Source organism: Arthrobacter sp. TmtSoilC48 (genome assembly GCF_059739425.1).
Map to the genome: position 1 here is coordinate 123,455 of NZ_AP046049.1, position 14,489 is coordinate 137,943.

The window sequence follows — 14,489 nt, forward strand, 5'->3', positions numbered from 1 at the left end:
CCGAGGCGGTGCGCCTAAAGAACACTTTTCGGCATGCCTAACTTTCGGTTATCCTCAGAACAGATCTCCGCGAAGACGAGGATAAGACATTGGCCGTCCCCACCCTGCAAAGACGACCCGCACCAGCAAAGCTATGGTCGCGGCTTCTCCTGCTTGGCCCTGCGTTCGTGGCGGCGATCGCGTACGTCGATCCCGGCAATGTGGCCGCAAACCTGACGGCCGGAGCCAATTACGGATATTTACTGGTGTGGGTGCTGGTTGCAGCCAACGCCATGGCAGTCCTTGTGCAGTACCAATCAGCGAAGCTTGGCCTGGCTACCGGCCTGAGCCTTCCGGAGATTCTCGGCAAGCGGCTTGGCACCAGGCGCCGGCGTCTTTACTGGGCGCAGGCCGAGATCGTAGCCGGCGCCACGGACATGGCCGAGGTGATTGGCGGTGCGGTTGCACTCAATCTCTTGTTCGGGCTACCCCTACTGGCTGGCGGCATCATCGTTGGCCTCGCATCAATGATGCTCTTGGCGCTGCAGTCCCGCCGCGGCCAGCGCTCCTTCGAGTACGCGATCCTGGTATTGCTGGGAATCATTGCCGTCGGTTTTGTATCCGGCCTGTTCGTCAACCCTCCGGACGCCGGAAGCGCACTGGGCGGTTTGCTCCCCCGCTTTGAGGGCACCGATACAGTCCTGTTGGCAGCAAGCATGCTCGGTGCCACAGTGATGCCGCATGCAATCTACCTGCACTCGGCCTTGGCGCGGGACCGCCACGGCTTCTCAGAGAACCCGGCGGTGCGGACGCGGCTGATCCGCGCAACCCGCGTTGACGTTGTGGGCGCCCTTTTGCTTGCCGGTGTGGTGAACATTTCGATGCTCCTGCTGGCTGCCTCCAGCCTCCGGGGCATTGAGGGAACAGACACGATTGCCGGTGCCCACGCGGCCGTGACGTCGGCACTTGGTCCGGCTATCGGCGTCGTGTTCGCAATCGGCTTGTTGGCCTCCGGCCTCGCATCGACATCGGTAGGCTGCTATGCCGGTGCAACCATCATGGGCGGCCTGCTAAAAGTACGCATCCCCTTGCTGACCCGCCGCGTGATCACCCTCATTCCGGCATTGATCGTTCTGGGAGCAGGCGTTGAGCCCACCCTGGCCCTGGTACTGAGCCAGGTCCTGCTGAGCTTTGGTATTCCTTTCGCGCTGATCCCGCTCATAAGACTCACCGGCAAGCGGGAAGTCATGGGCATCCATGCGGACTCCAAGCCATTGAAGATAGCAGGCTGGACGAGTGCAACTTTGATCGTCGGGCTGAACATAGTGCTCATTACACTGACTATCACCGGCCATTCCTAAAGCACTAAACCGCACCGTCCCCCACAGAAAGCTCCCTGGCCATGTCATCCAGGAAGCGCATCACGGTTTCACGCTCCTCTGGAGTCAGTCGGGCGGCGGCCAGAAAACGCCGTGCTTGCTGGCGCCCTACGGTCCGCATGGCCGTCTCGTGCGTTTCAGGGGTGATCGCGATCGCAAGGGCGCGCCTGTCTGTGGGGTGCGCTTGTCTTGCGATGTGCCCCGCGCGTTCCAGCCGGTCGAGAAGTTTGGTGGTGGACGCCGTCGAAATGCCCAGATGTGCAGCAATGGCGCCGGGGGTGGCAATGACTCCGCTATTGGCGCTAACGATCAGGTAGTGCAGGGCCCGCATATCCGAGTGGTTGACCTTCATGAATTTCAGCGAGGTCTCAGAGAGCCGCTGTTCGGCCTCACGCAACCTTTCAAGCGAGGCCATGACTTGGCTGATCTGCTGAACATCGTCACGGGATAGCCCCTCACGGTCTACCAGTTCGCGCCCGGGATCATTGACGTCCATGTCATACATGCCGGTGGAAACCGAGGCTTCGATTTCATCCGGTCTGTTCATTCTGAGTATGTTACACCTAACTGCATACATGGTAGCCTTCTAGCTAGCTTGTCTAGCAATAATGGAGTGATCTCCACGTTCAAGGGGCCGGAGGAAGGGCAAAGATGAACGCGACGGAAATGGTCGTCCTTCTCGACGACGCCGGCAGGCCCATCGGCGAAACCTCCAAAGCAGCAGTCCACACCCAGGAAACTCCACTGCATCTTGCCTTTTCCTGCTACTTGCTCAATGACCTCGGCGAGCTCCTCCTTACGCGCCGCTCCCCCGAGAAGAAGACGTGGCCAGGGGTGTGGACCAACAGCTTTTGCGGGCATCCGGCTCCCGGCGAGGACCCCGAGGACGCTGTTCTCCGTCGCGCGCACTATGAACTGGGAGTGGACGTGAGGCGGATAGAGTTGGTTCTCCCTGACTTCCGTTACCGCGCCGTGGACCCCTCGGGCATCGTCGAGAATGAGCTTTGCCCTGTCTACGTGGCCCGGGTCCTGGGGTCGCTCCGGCCAAATCCGCTGGAAGTGTCTGACTACGCCTGGATGTCGCCGGGACTCCTTGCAGAAGCCTTGGACAGGACTCCTGCTGCCTTCAGCCCATGGCTGGCACTGCAATTTCCCCAGCTCGTCGAAGCCCAGGCTCTGGCGCTCGGAGCACAAGCATGACTGTCACGTCCGGTGCCACGCGCATCAAAACCGATCGCAGCAGAACCGATCTTTGCTCCGCCATCGAGGACGAACTGGGTGGACTCATGTCCGTCAGAGCCCTTGCAGCGGCCCCGTATGGTCCCCGTTTTGCCCGTCTTTGGGCCATTGCCGGCGAGAACGTGCTCGGCGGGAAATTCGTCCGCCCGCTGCTCCTGATGGAAATGTACGACGCCCTGCAAGAGCCCCGGATGCGCTCTGATCATCATCCAGACCGGCAGACCGCCATCAGCATCGCGGCCGCCGTCGAGCTCCTTCATTACGCCTTCCTCCTGCATGATGACGTGATCGACGGCGACCTCGTCCGCCGCGGCAGGCCAAACCTGATCGGGTCCCTCCTGACGGAAGCCGGCCTCCCGCTCGCGGAAGCCGGACTACCCCGCGCCGATAGCCAGCCCGGAGAACAGGCAATACTCCATTGGGCCCGCACGGGCGGAATCCTGATGGGCGATCTGTTGTTGGCCGCCACCCATCAGGCCTTCGCAAGGGCGGACCTGCCCCACCCTCTGCGTCTCCGGCTCCTCGATCTCCTGGAACACACAATCAACGAGACGGTGGCCGGAGAGCAACTCGATGTTGGCCTGGGCGACGGCGTCATCGCCCCCGAACTCGAGACAATCCTCATGATGTGCGGATACAAGACCGCCACCTACACCTTCGAACTTCCGCTTCGTGCGGCCGCCGCTTTGGCTGGCGCTGATGCTTCCATGGAATCGGTCCTCGCCACGGCGGGCCGGCATCTTGGGCTGGCCTTCCAACTCCAGGACGACTTTCTGTCCACCTTCGGGGATCCGCGCCAGCACGGCAAGGATCCCTTTTCCGATCTCCGTGAAGGCAAACAAACAGCCATCATTGCTTATGCGCGGATGACCAGCGCCTGGCCGGCGATTGAGCCATGGTTTGGTCGGTCCGAACTTAGCCGGCCGGAGGCGGAGCACGTACGCCGGCAGCTCAGCGACTGCGGGGCCGAGGCTTTCGTTCAAGGCCTGATCCGGGAGCAACTGGCACACTTCCACGAAATTTTACGAGGTCATGCCGCAAACATTCCCGAAACCGCACGCAACGTCTTGATCGATCTAGCCGCACAACTGGAAGGACGGCAATCATGAGCATCGATGTCGACACGTCCTTTGGGCATTTCACACGGACGGCCGAACGCGCCGCAAACCAGGTCATTGCTGCCTACTCCACCTCATTCGGGCTCGCAACCCGGATCCTTGGACCCCGCCACCGCCAGCATGTTCGCAACATCTACGCTTTGGTGCGTGTGGCCGATGAACTCGTTGACGGCGTCACTGCCGAAGCCGGCCTGAGTCACCAACAGCAGAACGACGCCTTGGACCACTTCATCGATGAAACCCACCGGGCGCTCCACATCGGCTACAGCAGCGATCTCATCATCCACGCCTTCGCCCAGACGGCACGGGCTGCGGGGATAGATGAGTCCCTGATAGACCCCTTTTTCGCCTCAATGCGCACGGACCTCGGCGAGCGCACGCCAACGCGCGCCGTTCCTCTCCGCTTTGATGCCGGGGCTCATCAGGGGTACGTGTACGGTTCCGCCGAGGTGGTTGGGCTGATGTGCCTTCGCGTCTTCATGCGCGGGGAGAACATCGACGACGGCGATGCCGCGGCTTTGCGGTATGGCGCCAGCAGGTTGGGCGCTGCTTTCCAGAACATCAACTTCCTGCGCGACCTCTCCGATGACACGGCCCGGCTGGGCCGCAACTATCTGGGTGTGGCAGACCATCTTGAGGACCGGGATCGTCTGGAATGGGTGAAGACGATCCGCGCCCAGTTGGACGATGCCAACGCCGTCATTCCCCTTCTTCCGCATGACGCCCGGGCCGCAGTGAGAAGTGCCCTGGCGTTGTTTGCTGCCCTGACGCGCCGCATAGAACAGACAAACATTGACGAGCTCTACCGGTCCCGTGTGCGTGTCCCTGACGTTTTCAAGGCAGGACTCGCGGCCCGGGCAGTCGCAGCAACCTGGCTGGAGCACCGATGATGATGCGCGCGCGAATGACCCGGACAGTCGTGATAGGCGGTGGCATTGCTGGGCTTGCCACCGCTGCGCTCCTGGCGCGGGAAGGGCATGAGGTGCAACTTCTGGAGCGGCTCGACCACGTGGGAGGGCGAGCCGGAACGTTGGAGCGGAACGGTTTTCGCTTCGACACCGGACCGTCGTGGTACTTGATGCCTGGCGTCTTTGACCACTTTTTCGGCCTGCTGGGAACCAGCACAGCGGAACAGCTCGATCTTCAAACACTCAATCCCGCCTACCGGGTCTTCACCGAACCAAAGCACGACGACGGGCGGCAGGATCCGCTCACTATCCCACTGGGCAGTGAACACGTCATGCGGACGTTCGAGCGGGTTGAACCAGGGAGCGCACAGCGCCTCGCAGCCTACCTGGCTTCGGCAAAGCACACCTCGGACATGGCTGAACGCTTCTTCCTCTATAACCCCTTCACCAAGCTGCAATCACTCCTGCAGCCCGAGATCCTGAGCGCCCTGCCGGAGCTGGCCCGCCTCCTGCTCACTCCGCTGGAAAAGTTTGTCTCCCAGCGTTTTCACCATCCTGTGCTGCGTCAGGTCCTGGGTTACCCGGCCGTCTTCCTGGGCACCAATCCGGCTGAGGCGCCGGCCATGTACCACTTGATGAGCGCTCTGGATCTTGGCGACGGCGTCCAGTACCCCATGGGCGGCTTCACACAGCTCGTGGAGCGTCTCGAAGCGTTGGCACGTGAAGCCGGCGTACGCATCCAGACCGGCGCGGAGGTCGTCCAGATCACCACCCGCGAAGCAGCCCGGGCCGGAGGCAAGGGGCATCTGGGCGGCTTGGGCCGCCGTCGTCGATTGCCTGGAACCACCAAACGCGAGGTGACCGGCGTCCGGTGGCGGGAGAAGCACGGCAGTGAGCATTTCAGCGTTGCCGACATCGTCGTTTCCGGTGCGGATCTGCACCATACGGAAACCGCCCTGTTGGCCGCTGAGGACCAGAGTTATCCGGCCACGTGGTGGCAGCGCCGAACCAGCGGTCCTGGTGCCGTGCTGGTGATGCTCGGTGTGAAGGGGCGGTTGCCCGGACTCCCGCACCATTCCTTGTTCTTCACCAGGGACTGGCAAGCGAACTTCGAGTCGATCTTCGGCAATCAGCCCAGCATCCCGGATCCCGCTTCCATCTATGTTTGCAAACCCAGCGCCACAGACCCAGGCGTTGCCCCGCCGGAGCACGAGAACCTCTTTGTGCTGATCCCCATACCTGCGGACCCCGGGATCGGATCAGGCGGGCCGGACGGCGCAGGTGACTCCCTTATCGAGAGGACTGCCGACGCCGCCATCGACCAGATCTCGGAATGGGCCAACATTCCTGATCTCCGTGAACGGATCGTGGTCCGGCAGACCATCGGACCCGGAGATTTCTCCCGCGACTACAACTCCTGGCGCGGAGGCATGCTCGGCCCGGCACACACCCTGGCACAGAGCGCAATGTTCCGTGCCCAGAATACTTCCAAGCGGGTGACGGGGCTGTTCTACGCCGGTGCCACCACCGCACCAGGCGTAGGCGTGCCCATGTGCCTCATCAGTGCGGAACTGGTGCTGAAAAGGATTCGCGGTGACAACAGCCCCGGGCCCACCGTTATCGACCCCAACCGCATGAAGCGTACCGCCGGCAGGTTGCCCTGATGGGAATCGTCTATCTTGCTGTGCTGCTGATCGGCACTCTGTGCATGCTGCTGCTGGACCACCGGTTCCGACTGTTCTTCTGGCGCGACGCCAGAGCTGCGGCGATCGTGACCGCCGTCGGGGTTTTGTTCCTGCTCGGCTGGGACCTGGCCGGAATCGGTTTGGGAATCTTCCTGCGGGGTGAGGGCGCAATCGCAACCGGGGTGATGCTCGGACCGCAATTGCCCCTTGAAGAGCCTGTCTTCCTGCTGTTCCTGGTGCTGTGCACGATGGTGCTTTATACAGGAGCGCGGAAGATGCTTGCCCGCTCCATGCTGCCTCATGAGGGCGACCGGCGGCTTGAGAGTCGGTGTCTTGAGGATCGGCGACTTGAGGATCGGCGACTTGAGAAGAAGAACCTATGACTTACCTGTGGCTCTCGCTCGTGTTCGTTGCGGCAGCGGTCATTGTGGGCGTGGTTTGTGTCCGGAAGGGCGCCAACTCCCGCGAAGCCAGGCAGCATTGGACGGCGGCTGGCCTTGCCTTCGGGGCCCTGGCGGTGCTGACGGCTGTATTCGACTCCGTGATGATCGGGATGGAGCTCTTCCACTACGACGCATCACACATTCTGGGCCTGACGATCGGGCTGGCGCCGGTAGAGGACTTCGCCTACCCTTTGGCGGGCGTGCTGGTTCTTCCCGGGCTCTGGGTTTGGTTGACGCGGGGGCGGGAGGCGGCACAGCGCAGGAACCCCAAAGGTCTCATCCCCCAAGCCCTGCTCGCGTCACGGCCCATTAGTTGGATCAACACGGCATATCCGTTCGCTGCAGCCATGTTCCTGGCTACCCGAGAGGTCAACTGGGTACTGGTGGTCGGCACGCTGTATTTCCTCATCCCCTACAACCTGGCGATGTACGGGATCAACGATGTGTTCGACTACGCCTCGGACCTGCAAAACCCTCGAAAAGGCGGCATTGAAGGCGCCCTGCTTCAACCGAGGCTGCACCGGCCAATGCTATGGCTCGCCGCCATCACCAATGTGCCATTCCTTGTGGTGCTGGCGGTTGCGGGTGGCCCCGCTACTTGGCTGGGCATCGCTGTGAGCGCCTTCGCTGTGGTCGCCTATTCCGTGGCGGGACTACGTTTCAAGGAACGTCCTGTCCTGGACTCACTGACGTCGAGTACGCACTTCGTGAGTCCCGCCGTCGTGGCTCTGACGTTGGCGGGTGCCGAGATGACGCCGGGACTGATGATCCTGCTCGCCGCATTCTTCTTGTGGGGCATGGCGGCTCACGCGTTTGGAGCCGTCCAGGACATCGAACCGGACCGGCAGGCAAATATCGCCTCCATAGCGACAGTCTTCGGTGCCCGGCGAACGGTGCGGCTCGCCGTCGTACTCTGGCTTGTTGCGGGTCTCGCCATGCTGGCCACGCCGTGGCCCGGGCCGCTCGCAGCAGCAATCGCCGTCCCATATATCGCCAATTGCGCTCCCTGGTGGAACGTCACGGATACGACGGCGGCACGCACCAACACTGCATGGCGCCGTTTCATCTGGCTCAACTACGGATCGGGTTTCCTGGTCACGCTGATACTGATCCTGCAGTGGAACCTGACGTCATGAAGCGGTAGATTCCGGGCCCTTGGGTTGTTCATCAGTTGGGTCTTCGTCGATCGTGTCCACGGCCTGGCGCATGTGCTCAAGAAAGTCCATCACCACGCGTGCTTCTTCCGGGCTCAGCGCGCTTGCGACGTCCAAAATCCGGCGATGCATTCCGCCCAGTGTGTGCCGGACTTCCTGGTCCGAACCGGCTGTAGGCCGCAGAATCAAGGCCCGACGATCCGACGGATGCGATTCCCGCCGGATGTGTCCGGATTCCACCAAACGATCAATCAGTGTGGTCATTGACGCTGACGTTATGCCCAAGCGATCGCCCAGGTCCTTGGGTTTCATCACCTTGCCCGCCGCTTCCGCTTCGAAAAGGTACCGCAAGGCCAGGAGGTCCTTTTCACCCATGCCCATGGCCGAACGGGTCCGCCTGCGCATGGCCTGTTCCGAGACACGATAATCCCGGAGGGCATTCAGGACATCAACGGCAAGGGCTTTCTGCCCAGGGTCCTTGCCGTACCAATAGCCCTTAGCGTGGCCGTTTGCGTCCATCCCATGATCCTTCGATAAGCGTGAAGCTTGTTTCCCTAGCATCTGATCCTAATTCACTGCGCTGGATGAACACAGGGAAGCATGATTCGGAGGATCCTGAACAAGATTTCGAGGGTTTTCCACATAGGAATGTTGGGCTGTCCCTAACGAAAAGGAGTGGTGTCAAAGTATGGGTATGGAGCGGAACGGGGCGAGCCAAGCAGCTAAGGCGGTTTCCGCCGTGCCTGTTTCATTGCCTGTGCCTGGTGGCTCTGGGGTTCAGGAGCTGCTGTCCGTGTTGGGTTCTTTCCGGGTCAGCGCGGACAGCAACGAGTTGATCGATCAGATTCGGGGCCTGGAAGACGCGAAATCAGCGATCGCGGCGTTGCAGGCGCGGACAGCGGTCGCGTTTGACCTGGCCCAGCGCCGCGAACAAACCGCCAGCGGCGTCCCCTCCCCGGACCTCGGTCAGGGGGTTGGCGCGCAGATCGCCCTGGCGCGGCGGGAATCACCCAACCGCGGTTCCCGCCTCCTCGGACTCGCCAAGGCCCTCGTGTCCGAGATGCCCCGAACCATGGCCGCCCTGGAAACCGGACAACTGAACGAATGGCGGGCCACCCTGCTCGTGAAGGAAACAGCCTGCCTCTCCATCGAAGACCGCGCCGCCGTAGATCAGGAACTCGCCCCCGACACCGGAACCTTCAACGGCGCCGGCGACCGGACCATCACCGCCGCCGCACGAGCCGCCGCCTACCGCCGCGACCCGCGCACCATCACCCAACGCGCGGCCCGGGCCGCGTCCGAACGACACATCAGCCTCCGCCCAGCCCCGGACACCATGACCATCCTCACCGCCCTGCTCCCGGCAGCCCAAGGCGTCGCCGCCTACACCGCCCTCACCCGGGCCGCCGAATCAGCACGCGCCGGCGGAGACACCCGCACCCGAGGACAAGTCATGGCCGACACCCTCGTCCAACGCCTCACCGGCACCCCCGGCGGCATCAGCGCCATCAATATCCAGCTCGTCATGACCGACCGCACCCTCTTCCAAGCCGACACCGAACCAGCACGGCTCCAAGGCTACGGAACCGTCCCCGCCGGATGGGCCAGAACCCTCCTCACCGGAGCACAATCCGAGGGGAGCCCGGAGTCCACGGAAGATAAGGCATTCAACGTCTACCTCCGCCGGCTCTACACAGCCCCCGCCAGCGGCGAACTGCTGGCCATGGACTCCAAAGCCCGGCTCTTCCCACCCGGGATGAGACGCTTCATCCAAACCCGGGACGACACCTGCCGCACACCCTACTGCGACGCGCCCATACGCCACATCGACCACATCATCCCCTGGCACAACGGCGGACCCACCAGCCTGGAAAACGGCGCCGGGCTCTGCGAAGCCTGCAACCACACCAAAGAAAACCCCGGCCGGAACGCCAAAACAATCCCCGGCAGCCGACATCACCTCGAAATCAGCACCCCCACCGGCCACACCTACCAATCCAAAGCCCCACCACTGCCAGGCCACACGCGCTTTCCGGCAATTTCACCAACACCGCCTTCATCGGCACCCACTTCACCGGCGCCTACTTCACCCGTGCAGGCAGAGGCGCCCGAAACAGCGTCATGGTCACCAGCTTCGCCAGCCTCCCACTTCTCCATGGCTGGGATGCGGCTGGAAAACGACGTGCTGCACCGCATCAGTTGGAACTGACACCGGAGCGGATGCCGGGTACGAGGACCATGTCGAACCAGGGCTATGAAGAACCAGGACTATGTCGAACAGGGGCTATGCCGAACAAGCTTCCTTCAATGCCTGGACCGACTCAGCCGGGACGTCGTCGCCAGCCTCAGCAATCTGGTTCAGCGGAGTCGTGATTTCAGCCGGAACACCGGCGGTGCGGGCAGCAGTGACCAGCCCACTGAGTACCTGCTTGTCCTCAACACTCACCAAACCGTCCTGGACCACAGCACAAATTTGTTTGTTGACCTCCTCGGCAGCAGCAGTTGCTACCTTCGAGGCTGCATCGCTGGCAGCATTCCCGGCTGCTTCCTGCACGGAGCCGCAGCCGGCGAGGAGGAGGAAGAGGGGCACGGCGGACAATGTTGCAAGGCGGCGATTCATGCGTTCCAGCCTAACAATCCCAACCGGAGTGCAGGCTGGGGATGGCCTGGCTGCCCGCACCAACGCCCGAACCCATCCTGCCCCTTTCACAGATAACGTAATGATTGACATGACATAACTCACATTCTGTAAGCTTGATTGAAAGTCACGCAGCCGGCTTCCCTCGCACTATTTCGGGAGGTCCGCATGGCCCCCAATTCCCTCAAATCCGAGATCCTCCTCGCACATGGAGTCGCGGCTGCTGTCGCTCGAAGAAGAGCAGCAGGGCACCATGTCGCGCCCAACAAACCCGACGCCCTCCTCGGGGCGATAGCCGTACGGCAACTGTTCCACCGTTGGCCTTTGGTTCCATCCCGCGAGCTTGAGCGCATCCGCCACGTCCTCATCCATTGCGACCAGCTGGGCTCGGCCGATACCCATCATTTGTCCGAGCCGGCCCAAGCGCTTCTGGAGCTCATCAACAACGAGTTGGATCGGCGTCGCGCATTTGGTCATCAGCAAGGGGCCAACACGCAGGGGGCCGAAACAGATACGGCAGAGGCAATGCAGCCGGGTGCCGCTTAATGGCGGGGCATTTCGAAGTCGTTGACGCCACTGGCGGCGACTGCAGGGTACGCCTCGTCGATGACGACGGGATCGAACTCGCGCTAACCGTCACTTATAGGGACAAAGGCGCAGCAGCCAAGGCTATTTACACGCTGAGGGAAATCGCAGCGAGTGGCCTCATCGAGGACCACACATCGACGTTTCCCTCGCCTCACTGAGCCGCATTAGCGGTTGCTCCCGCGGGGGAACAACCGCTAATACTGCAACCGACCCAAAGAGCCGTGCCGGCCTATGCCCGAACGATTGGCAGTCCTGCCGTCGGGAAGACGCTGGGAAAGATCGACGGCGGCGGGACGGGTACAGTCTCCAGCGGCACCGTAATGGTGTCCGCGCTGACGGTGACGTCGTGATCCCGAACCCGAATCAGCAGTGGTTCATCGCTGTAGCCCGAGCCGGTAACGAGCGCCAGCGCGATGGATCCCTGAATGAGTTCCACAGACAGCAAGCGACCACGCACCTTGAGCCGGAAGGAGAGGCCGTCCCACTCCACGGGCAGCCGCGGATCGAAGCGCAGCACCTCGCCCTGGTCACGCATTCCGGCGAAACCACAGACCAACGAGCTCCAAATTCCGCCGGTGGACGCGATGTGGACGCCATCGATCGTGTTGCCGTGTGAGTTGTCCAGGTCAATGAACAACGCTTCGGTGAAATGCTTCAGTGCGACGTCGCCATACCCAACTTCGGCAGCCATGATGCCCTGCACGCAGGCGGACAGGGTGGAGTCGCCGGTGGTGATGGGATCGTAGAAGTCGAAGGCACGCTGCTTTTCCTCGGCTGAGAAGTCCTGCCACTGGAGGAACATGGCTAGGACGGTATCGGCCTGCTTAAGGACCTGGTGCCGGTAGATCACCAACGGGTGGAAGTTCAGCAGGAGAGGGTACTTGGACTTGGGCGTATTCCAATCCCAAGGCTCCAAGGTCATGAAGTCGTTGTCCTGGCTGAAGACCTCCAAGTGAGGATCGTAAGGGAGGGACATGCGCTCGGCAGCTTGGCGCCACACCAAGCGTTCCGTGTCAGCAATGCCCTCGTGTTCCAAGGCAGCGGCAGCTCGGAGGTTAAACCGTGCCATGACGTTGGTATAGAGGTTGTCGTTGACCACTGCGGTGTATTCATCGGGCCCGGTGACGCCGTGGATGTGGAAGAGGCCATCCTTGCCGAAGAAGCCCAGGGAGACCCACATGCGCGCCGTCTCAATGAGCAGGTCGGCACCGATGTCGGCGCGGAAGCTGGCGTCGCCGCTGGCCCACTCGTAGCGGTTGGCGGCAAACGCGATGGCCGCTGCGATGTGGAATTGGGCTGTTCCGGCGGCGTAGTAGGCACTCGCTTCCAGGCCATTGATGGTGCGCCACGGGAACAGGGCTCCGTCCACGCTGAGTTCCTTGGCGCGGACACGCGCGTCCGGAAGCATGGCGTGCCGTGATTCGAGCACTTTCCGGGCACCGTCTGGATTGGTGTACGTCAGATAAGGGAGCAGGTAGACCTCCTGGTCCCAGAAGTAGTGGCCCTCGTAGCCGGAGCCACTTACGCCCTTCGCGGGAATGCCGGCGACCCCGGCGCGGGCTGTTGCCTGGGCCAGCTGGAAGAGCGCCCACCGCACGGCCTGCTGGAGTTCGGGCTGGCCGCCGATTGCCACGTCCGCGGTTGTCCAGTACTGGCTGTAGTGGGCCTGGCTCTGCGCGAGGATTTCGGAGAACGGCACCAGGTTTGCCTCGGCGTCCGCCGTCAGGCTCTCGCCACCGTCGTCATCGTCCGTCAGGGTGCGCCCGGCCACGACGTAGCTGACCGTTTTCTCCAGACGGAACGCTTCACCGCTGTTGATGGCCAGGACGTAGCGGACAGACGATTCGTCCTCGGCCACGACAGTCTCGAAGGGCTGGCCTTCCGCGGAGATCCAGTGATCCACGGCCATCGCGATGCGCTGGCGGGATTCGGAGGTCTCCCATGCCAGGCGCAAGGAGCCATCGGCGCCCTGGAGGTGCAGCGGCAACAGGACACGGCCGGCGTGCCGGCCGGATCGCCTGGGGTCATGGACCGAGTGGTCCTCCACAGGCTGGTCCTGGCGGTTTACGACGCCGGAAACGATGTCCGCGGACACGTCGCGGTCAGCGCTGACGGTCAGTTCCAGGCCAAGACATCCGCGCGAATCGAACCCGACGGCGCGGCGTTCCACCGTGGTGACCGTAGCGCCGGAGCGGCAAGCCCACGTGGTGGTTTCCTCATAGACGCCTGTGGAGAAATCCACACTTCGGTGATAGTCCAGCACCGTGGATTCTGCCAGGCTCAGGGCCTCGCCATCGATTGATACCGTGAAATTGTTGGCGTCCGGGACGTACACAATCCGCTGGCCCGTACGCGCAAAGCCGTACGCATTCTCGGCATGCTTGATGTCCCAGATTTCGTGGAAGCCGTTGATGAACGTGCCGGGAAGTTCGCCGTCGCCACGCGTGGAATGGGCGCCACGGACGCCAAGGTGGCCGTTGCCAAGGGCGAACAGCGTTTCCAGGGTTCCCTCGTCACCGGGGACGTGGATACTTTCCACGAGCTTCCAAGGCTCGCAGGGAAAGCGCAGCCGATCAGAGCTGATGAGTGCCATGGGCTAAAGAGGTCCTTCGAAAAGTAGGGTCAGAGAAGATCGATGAGGTCGTCGACCACAAGCGTGGCGCCGGCGTCGAGCAGTGTTTGGCGGCCAGCGCCGCGGTCCACGCCGATGACGGCCTGGAAGTTGCCGGCACTGCCGGCCTGCACGCCGGAAACGGCGTCTTCCACCACGATGCATTCCTGGGTGGGGACGTCCAGCAGGGACGCAGCGTAGGTGAACGTGGCCGGGTCAGGCTTGCCCGGAAGTCCGACGGCGGCGGCCACCTGGCCATCGACGACCACCGTGAAGTGGTGGTCAAGTCCAGCAGCCTTCAGTACGGCGGGGGCGTTCCTCGAAGAGGACACGACGGCGACCTTGAGTCCCAGCTCAAGCGCGGCGTTGATGAACTTGACCGAGCCGGGGAAGGGCTCGACGCCGCGGGTGTCCACGATCTCGTTGAAGATTGCGTTCTTGCGGTTTCCCAGGCCCTGCACGGTTTCGTTCGTGGGGGCGTCGTCCAGCGGACCTTCCGGCAGCGTGATGCCGCGCGAGGTCAGGAAGTCCCGGACGCCGTCGAAGCGTGGCTTGCCGTCGATGTGATCGAAGTAGTCGCTTTCCTGGTATCCCTGCGGGTGCCCGGCATCGGCGAGGTAGGAGTCGAACAGCTCCTGCCAGGCTTGCTCGTGTACCACGGCAGTGGGCGTCAGCACGCCGTCGAGGTCGAACAAGAGCGCCGAAGCACCAGTCCAGGCATTACGAAGATCAGTCATGTGCATAGTT

The 14,489-nt window shown here is 62.5% G+C and carries 15 protein-coding genes; 10 read left to right on the forward strand and 5 right to left on the reverse strand.

Going from position 1 to position 14,489, the window contains the following annotated elements; genetic code table 11:
* Window positions 1-89 precede the first annotated feature (89 nt).
* Entirely contained in the window at window positions 90-1,340 is a 1,251-nt protein-coding gene (locus AC6I97_RS00640) for an Nramp family divalent metal transporter (protein ID WP_497943784.1), read from the forward strand.
* A gap of 4 nt (window positions 1,341-1,344) precedes the next feature.
* Here AC6I97_RS00640 and AC6I97_RS00645 read toward each other — a convergent pair whose 3' ends face one another.
* Window positions 1,345-1,905 (reverse strand): MarR family winged helix-turn-helix transcriptional regulator, encoded by a 561-nt coding sequence (locus AC6I97_RS00645; RefSeq protein WP_497943785.1) that lies wholly within the window; start codon window positions 1,903-1,905, stop codon window positions 1,345-1,347.
* A gap of 104 nt (window positions 1,906-2,009) precedes the next feature.
* Between AC6I97_RS00645 and idi the strand changes: the two genes are divergently transcribed.
* The 6 genes from idi to AC6I97_RS00675 are packed head-to-tail and all read left to right on the forward strand — an operon-like array spanning window position 2,010 to window position 7,887.
* The gene (gene idi / locus AC6I97_RS00650) at window positions 2,010-2,558 is read left to right on the forward strand and encodes an isopentenyl-diphosphate Delta-isomerase (RefSeq protein WP_497943786.1); all 549 of its coding nucleotides are present in this window, start codon (window positions 2,010-2,012) and stop codon (window positions 2,556-2,558) included.
* Window positions 2,555-3,706, forward strand: a complete 1,152-nt coding sequence (locus AC6I97_RS00655) for a polyprenyl synthetase family protein (RefSeq protein WP_497943787.1) — start codon at window positions 2,555-2,557, stop codon at window positions 3,704-3,706. The genes idi and AC6I97_RS00655 overlap by 4 nt, the downstream gene beginning before the upstream one ends.
* Window positions 3,703-4,605, forward strand: coding sequence for a phytoene/squalene synthase family protein (locus AC6I97_RS00660; protein ID WP_497943788.1), 903 nt, complete (start codon window positions 3,703-3,705; stop codon window positions 4,603-4,605). The genes AC6I97_RS00655 and AC6I97_RS00660 overlap by 4 nt, the downstream gene beginning before the upstream one ends.
* A gap of 14 nt (window positions 4,606-4,619) precedes the next feature.
* Entirely contained in the window at window positions 4,620-6,287 is a 1,668-nt protein-coding gene (gene crtI / locus AC6I97_RS00665; protein ID WP_497943789.1) for a phytoene desaturase family protein, read from the forward strand.
* On the forward strand, window positions 6,287-6,691 hold the full coding sequence (locus tag AC6I97_RS00670) for a lycopene cyclase domain-containing protein (protein ID WP_497943790.1): 405 nt from the start codon (window positions 6,287-6,289) through the stop codon (window positions 6,689-6,691). The genes crtI and AC6I97_RS00670 overlap by 1 nt, the downstream gene beginning before the upstream one ends.
* Window positions 6,688-7,887, forward strand: a complete 1,200-nt coding sequence (locus AC6I97_RS00675; RefSeq protein WP_497943791.1) for a prenyltransferase — start codon at window positions 6,688-6,690, stop codon at window positions 7,885-7,887. Before AC6I97_RS00670 ends, AC6I97_RS00675 begins: the two co-directional genes overlap by 4 nt.
* On the opposite strand, the gene AC6I97_RS00680 is transcribed toward AC6I97_RS00675, so the two are convergent.
* Window positions 7,882-8,424, reverse strand: a complete 543-nt coding sequence (locus tag AC6I97_RS00680; protein WP_497943792.1) for a MarR family winged helix-turn-helix transcriptional regulator — start codon at window positions 8,422-8,424, stop codon at window positions 7,882-7,884. The genes AC6I97_RS00675 and AC6I97_RS00680 overlap by 6 nt on opposite strands.
* A gap of 175 nt (window positions 8,425-8,599) precedes the next feature.
* Between AC6I97_RS00680 and AC6I97_RS00685 the strand changes: the two genes are divergently transcribed.
* On the forward strand, window positions 8,600-10,114 hold the full coding sequence (locus AC6I97_RS00685) for an HNH endonuclease (protein ID WP_497943793.1): 1,515 nt from the start codon (window positions 8,600-8,602) through the stop codon (window positions 10,112-10,114).
* 75 nt (window positions 10,115-10,189) lie between these two features.
* Here AC6I97_RS00685 and AC6I97_RS00690 read toward each other — a convergent pair whose 3' ends face one another.
* The gene (locus AC6I97_RS00690) at window positions 10,190-10,525 is read right to left on the reverse strand and encodes a hypothetical protein (RefSeq protein WP_497943794.1); all 336 of its coding nucleotides are present in this window, start codon (window positions 10,523-10,525) and stop codon (window positions 10,190-10,192) included.
* A gap of 186 nt (window positions 10,526-10,711) precedes the next feature.
* On the opposite strand from AC6I97_RS00690, the gene AC6I97_RS00695 reads away from it, so the two are divergent.
* Window positions 10,712-11,089: a hypothetical protein gene (locus AC6I97_RS00695; RefSeq protein WP_497943795.1), complete on the forward strand. Its 378-nt coding sequence runs from the start codon at window positions 10,712-10,714 to the stop codon at window positions 11,087-11,089.
* Entirely contained in the window at window positions 11,089-11,289 is a 201-nt protein-coding gene (locus AC6I97_RS00700; protein ID WP_442016350.1) for a YegP family protein, read from the forward strand. Before AC6I97_RS00695 ends, AC6I97_RS00700 begins: the two co-directional genes overlap by 1 nt.
* A gap of 71 nt (window positions 11,290-11,360) precedes the next feature.
* On the opposite strand, the gene AC6I97_RS00705 is transcribed toward AC6I97_RS00700, so the two are convergent.
* Window positions 11,361-13,724: a glycoside hydrolase family 65 protein gene (locus AC6I97_RS00705; protein ID WP_497943796.1), complete on the reverse strand. Its 2,364-nt coding sequence runs from the start codon at window positions 13,722-13,724 to the stop codon at window positions 11,361-11,363.
* Between the two features lie 29 nt (window positions 13,725-13,753).
* The gene (locus AC6I97_RS00710) at window positions 13,754-14,485 is read right to left on the reverse strand and encodes an HAD family hydrolase (protein ID WP_497943797.1); all 732 of its coding nucleotides are present in this window, start codon (window positions 14,483-14,485) and stop codon (window positions 13,754-13,756) included.
* Window positions 14,486-14,489 lie beyond the last annotated feature (4 nt).

Coding starts and splice junctions, on each gene's coding strand:
- AC6I97_RS00645 (WP_497943785.1), bottom strand. CDS start 1,905: ATGAACAGACCGGATGAAATCGAAGCCTCGGTTTCCACCGGCATGTAT.
- idi (WP_497943786.1), top strand. CDS start 2,010: ATGAACGCGACGGAAATGGTCGTCCTTCTCGACGACGCCGGCAGGCCC.
- AC6I97_RS00655 (WP_497943787.1), top strand. CDS start 2,555: ATGACTGTCACGTCCGGTGCCACGCGCATCAAAACCGATCGCAGCAGA.
- AC6I97_RS00660 (WP_497943788.1), top strand. CDS start 3,703: ATGAGCATCGATGTCGACACGTCCTTTGGGCATTTCACACGGACGGCC.
- crtI (WP_497943789.1), top strand. CDS start 4,620: ATGACCCGGACAGTCGTGATAGGCGGTGGCATTGCTGGGCTTGCCACC.
- AC6I97_RS00670 (WP_497943790.1), top strand. CDS start 6,287: ATGGGAATCGTCTATCTTGCTGTGCTGCTGATCGGCACTCTGTGCATG.
- AC6I97_RS00675 (WP_497943791.1), top strand. CDS start 6,688: ATGACTTACCTGTGGCTCTCGCTCGTGTTCGTTGCGGCAGCGGTCATT.
- AC6I97_RS00680 (WP_497943792.1), bottom strand. CDS start 8,424: ATGGACGCAAACGGCCACGCTAAGGGCTATTGGTACGGCAAGGACCCT.
- AC6I97_RS00685 (WP_497943793.1), top strand. CDS start 8,600: ATGGAGCGGAACGGGGCGAGCCAAGCAGCTAAGGCGGTTTCCGCCGTG.
- AC6I97_RS00690 (WP_497943794.1), bottom strand. CDS start 10,525: ATGAATCGCCGCCTTGCAACATTGTCCGCCGTGCCCCTCTTCCTCCTC.
- AC6I97_RS00695 (WP_497943795.1), top strand. CDS start 10,712: ATGGCCCCCAATTCCCTCAAATCCGAGATCCTCCTCGCACATGGAGTC.
- AC6I97_RS00700 (WP_442016350.1), top strand. CDS start 11,089: ATGGCGGGGCATTTCGAAGTCGTTGACGCCACTGGCGGCGACTGCAGG.
- AC6I97_RS00705 (WP_497943796.1), bottom strand. CDS start 13,724: ATGGCACTCATCAGCTCTGATCGGCTGCGCTTTCCCTGCGAGCCTTGG.
- AC6I97_RS00710 (WP_497943797.1), bottom strand. CDS start 14,485: ATGCACATGACTGATCTTCGTAATGCCTGGACTGGTGCTTCGGCGCTC.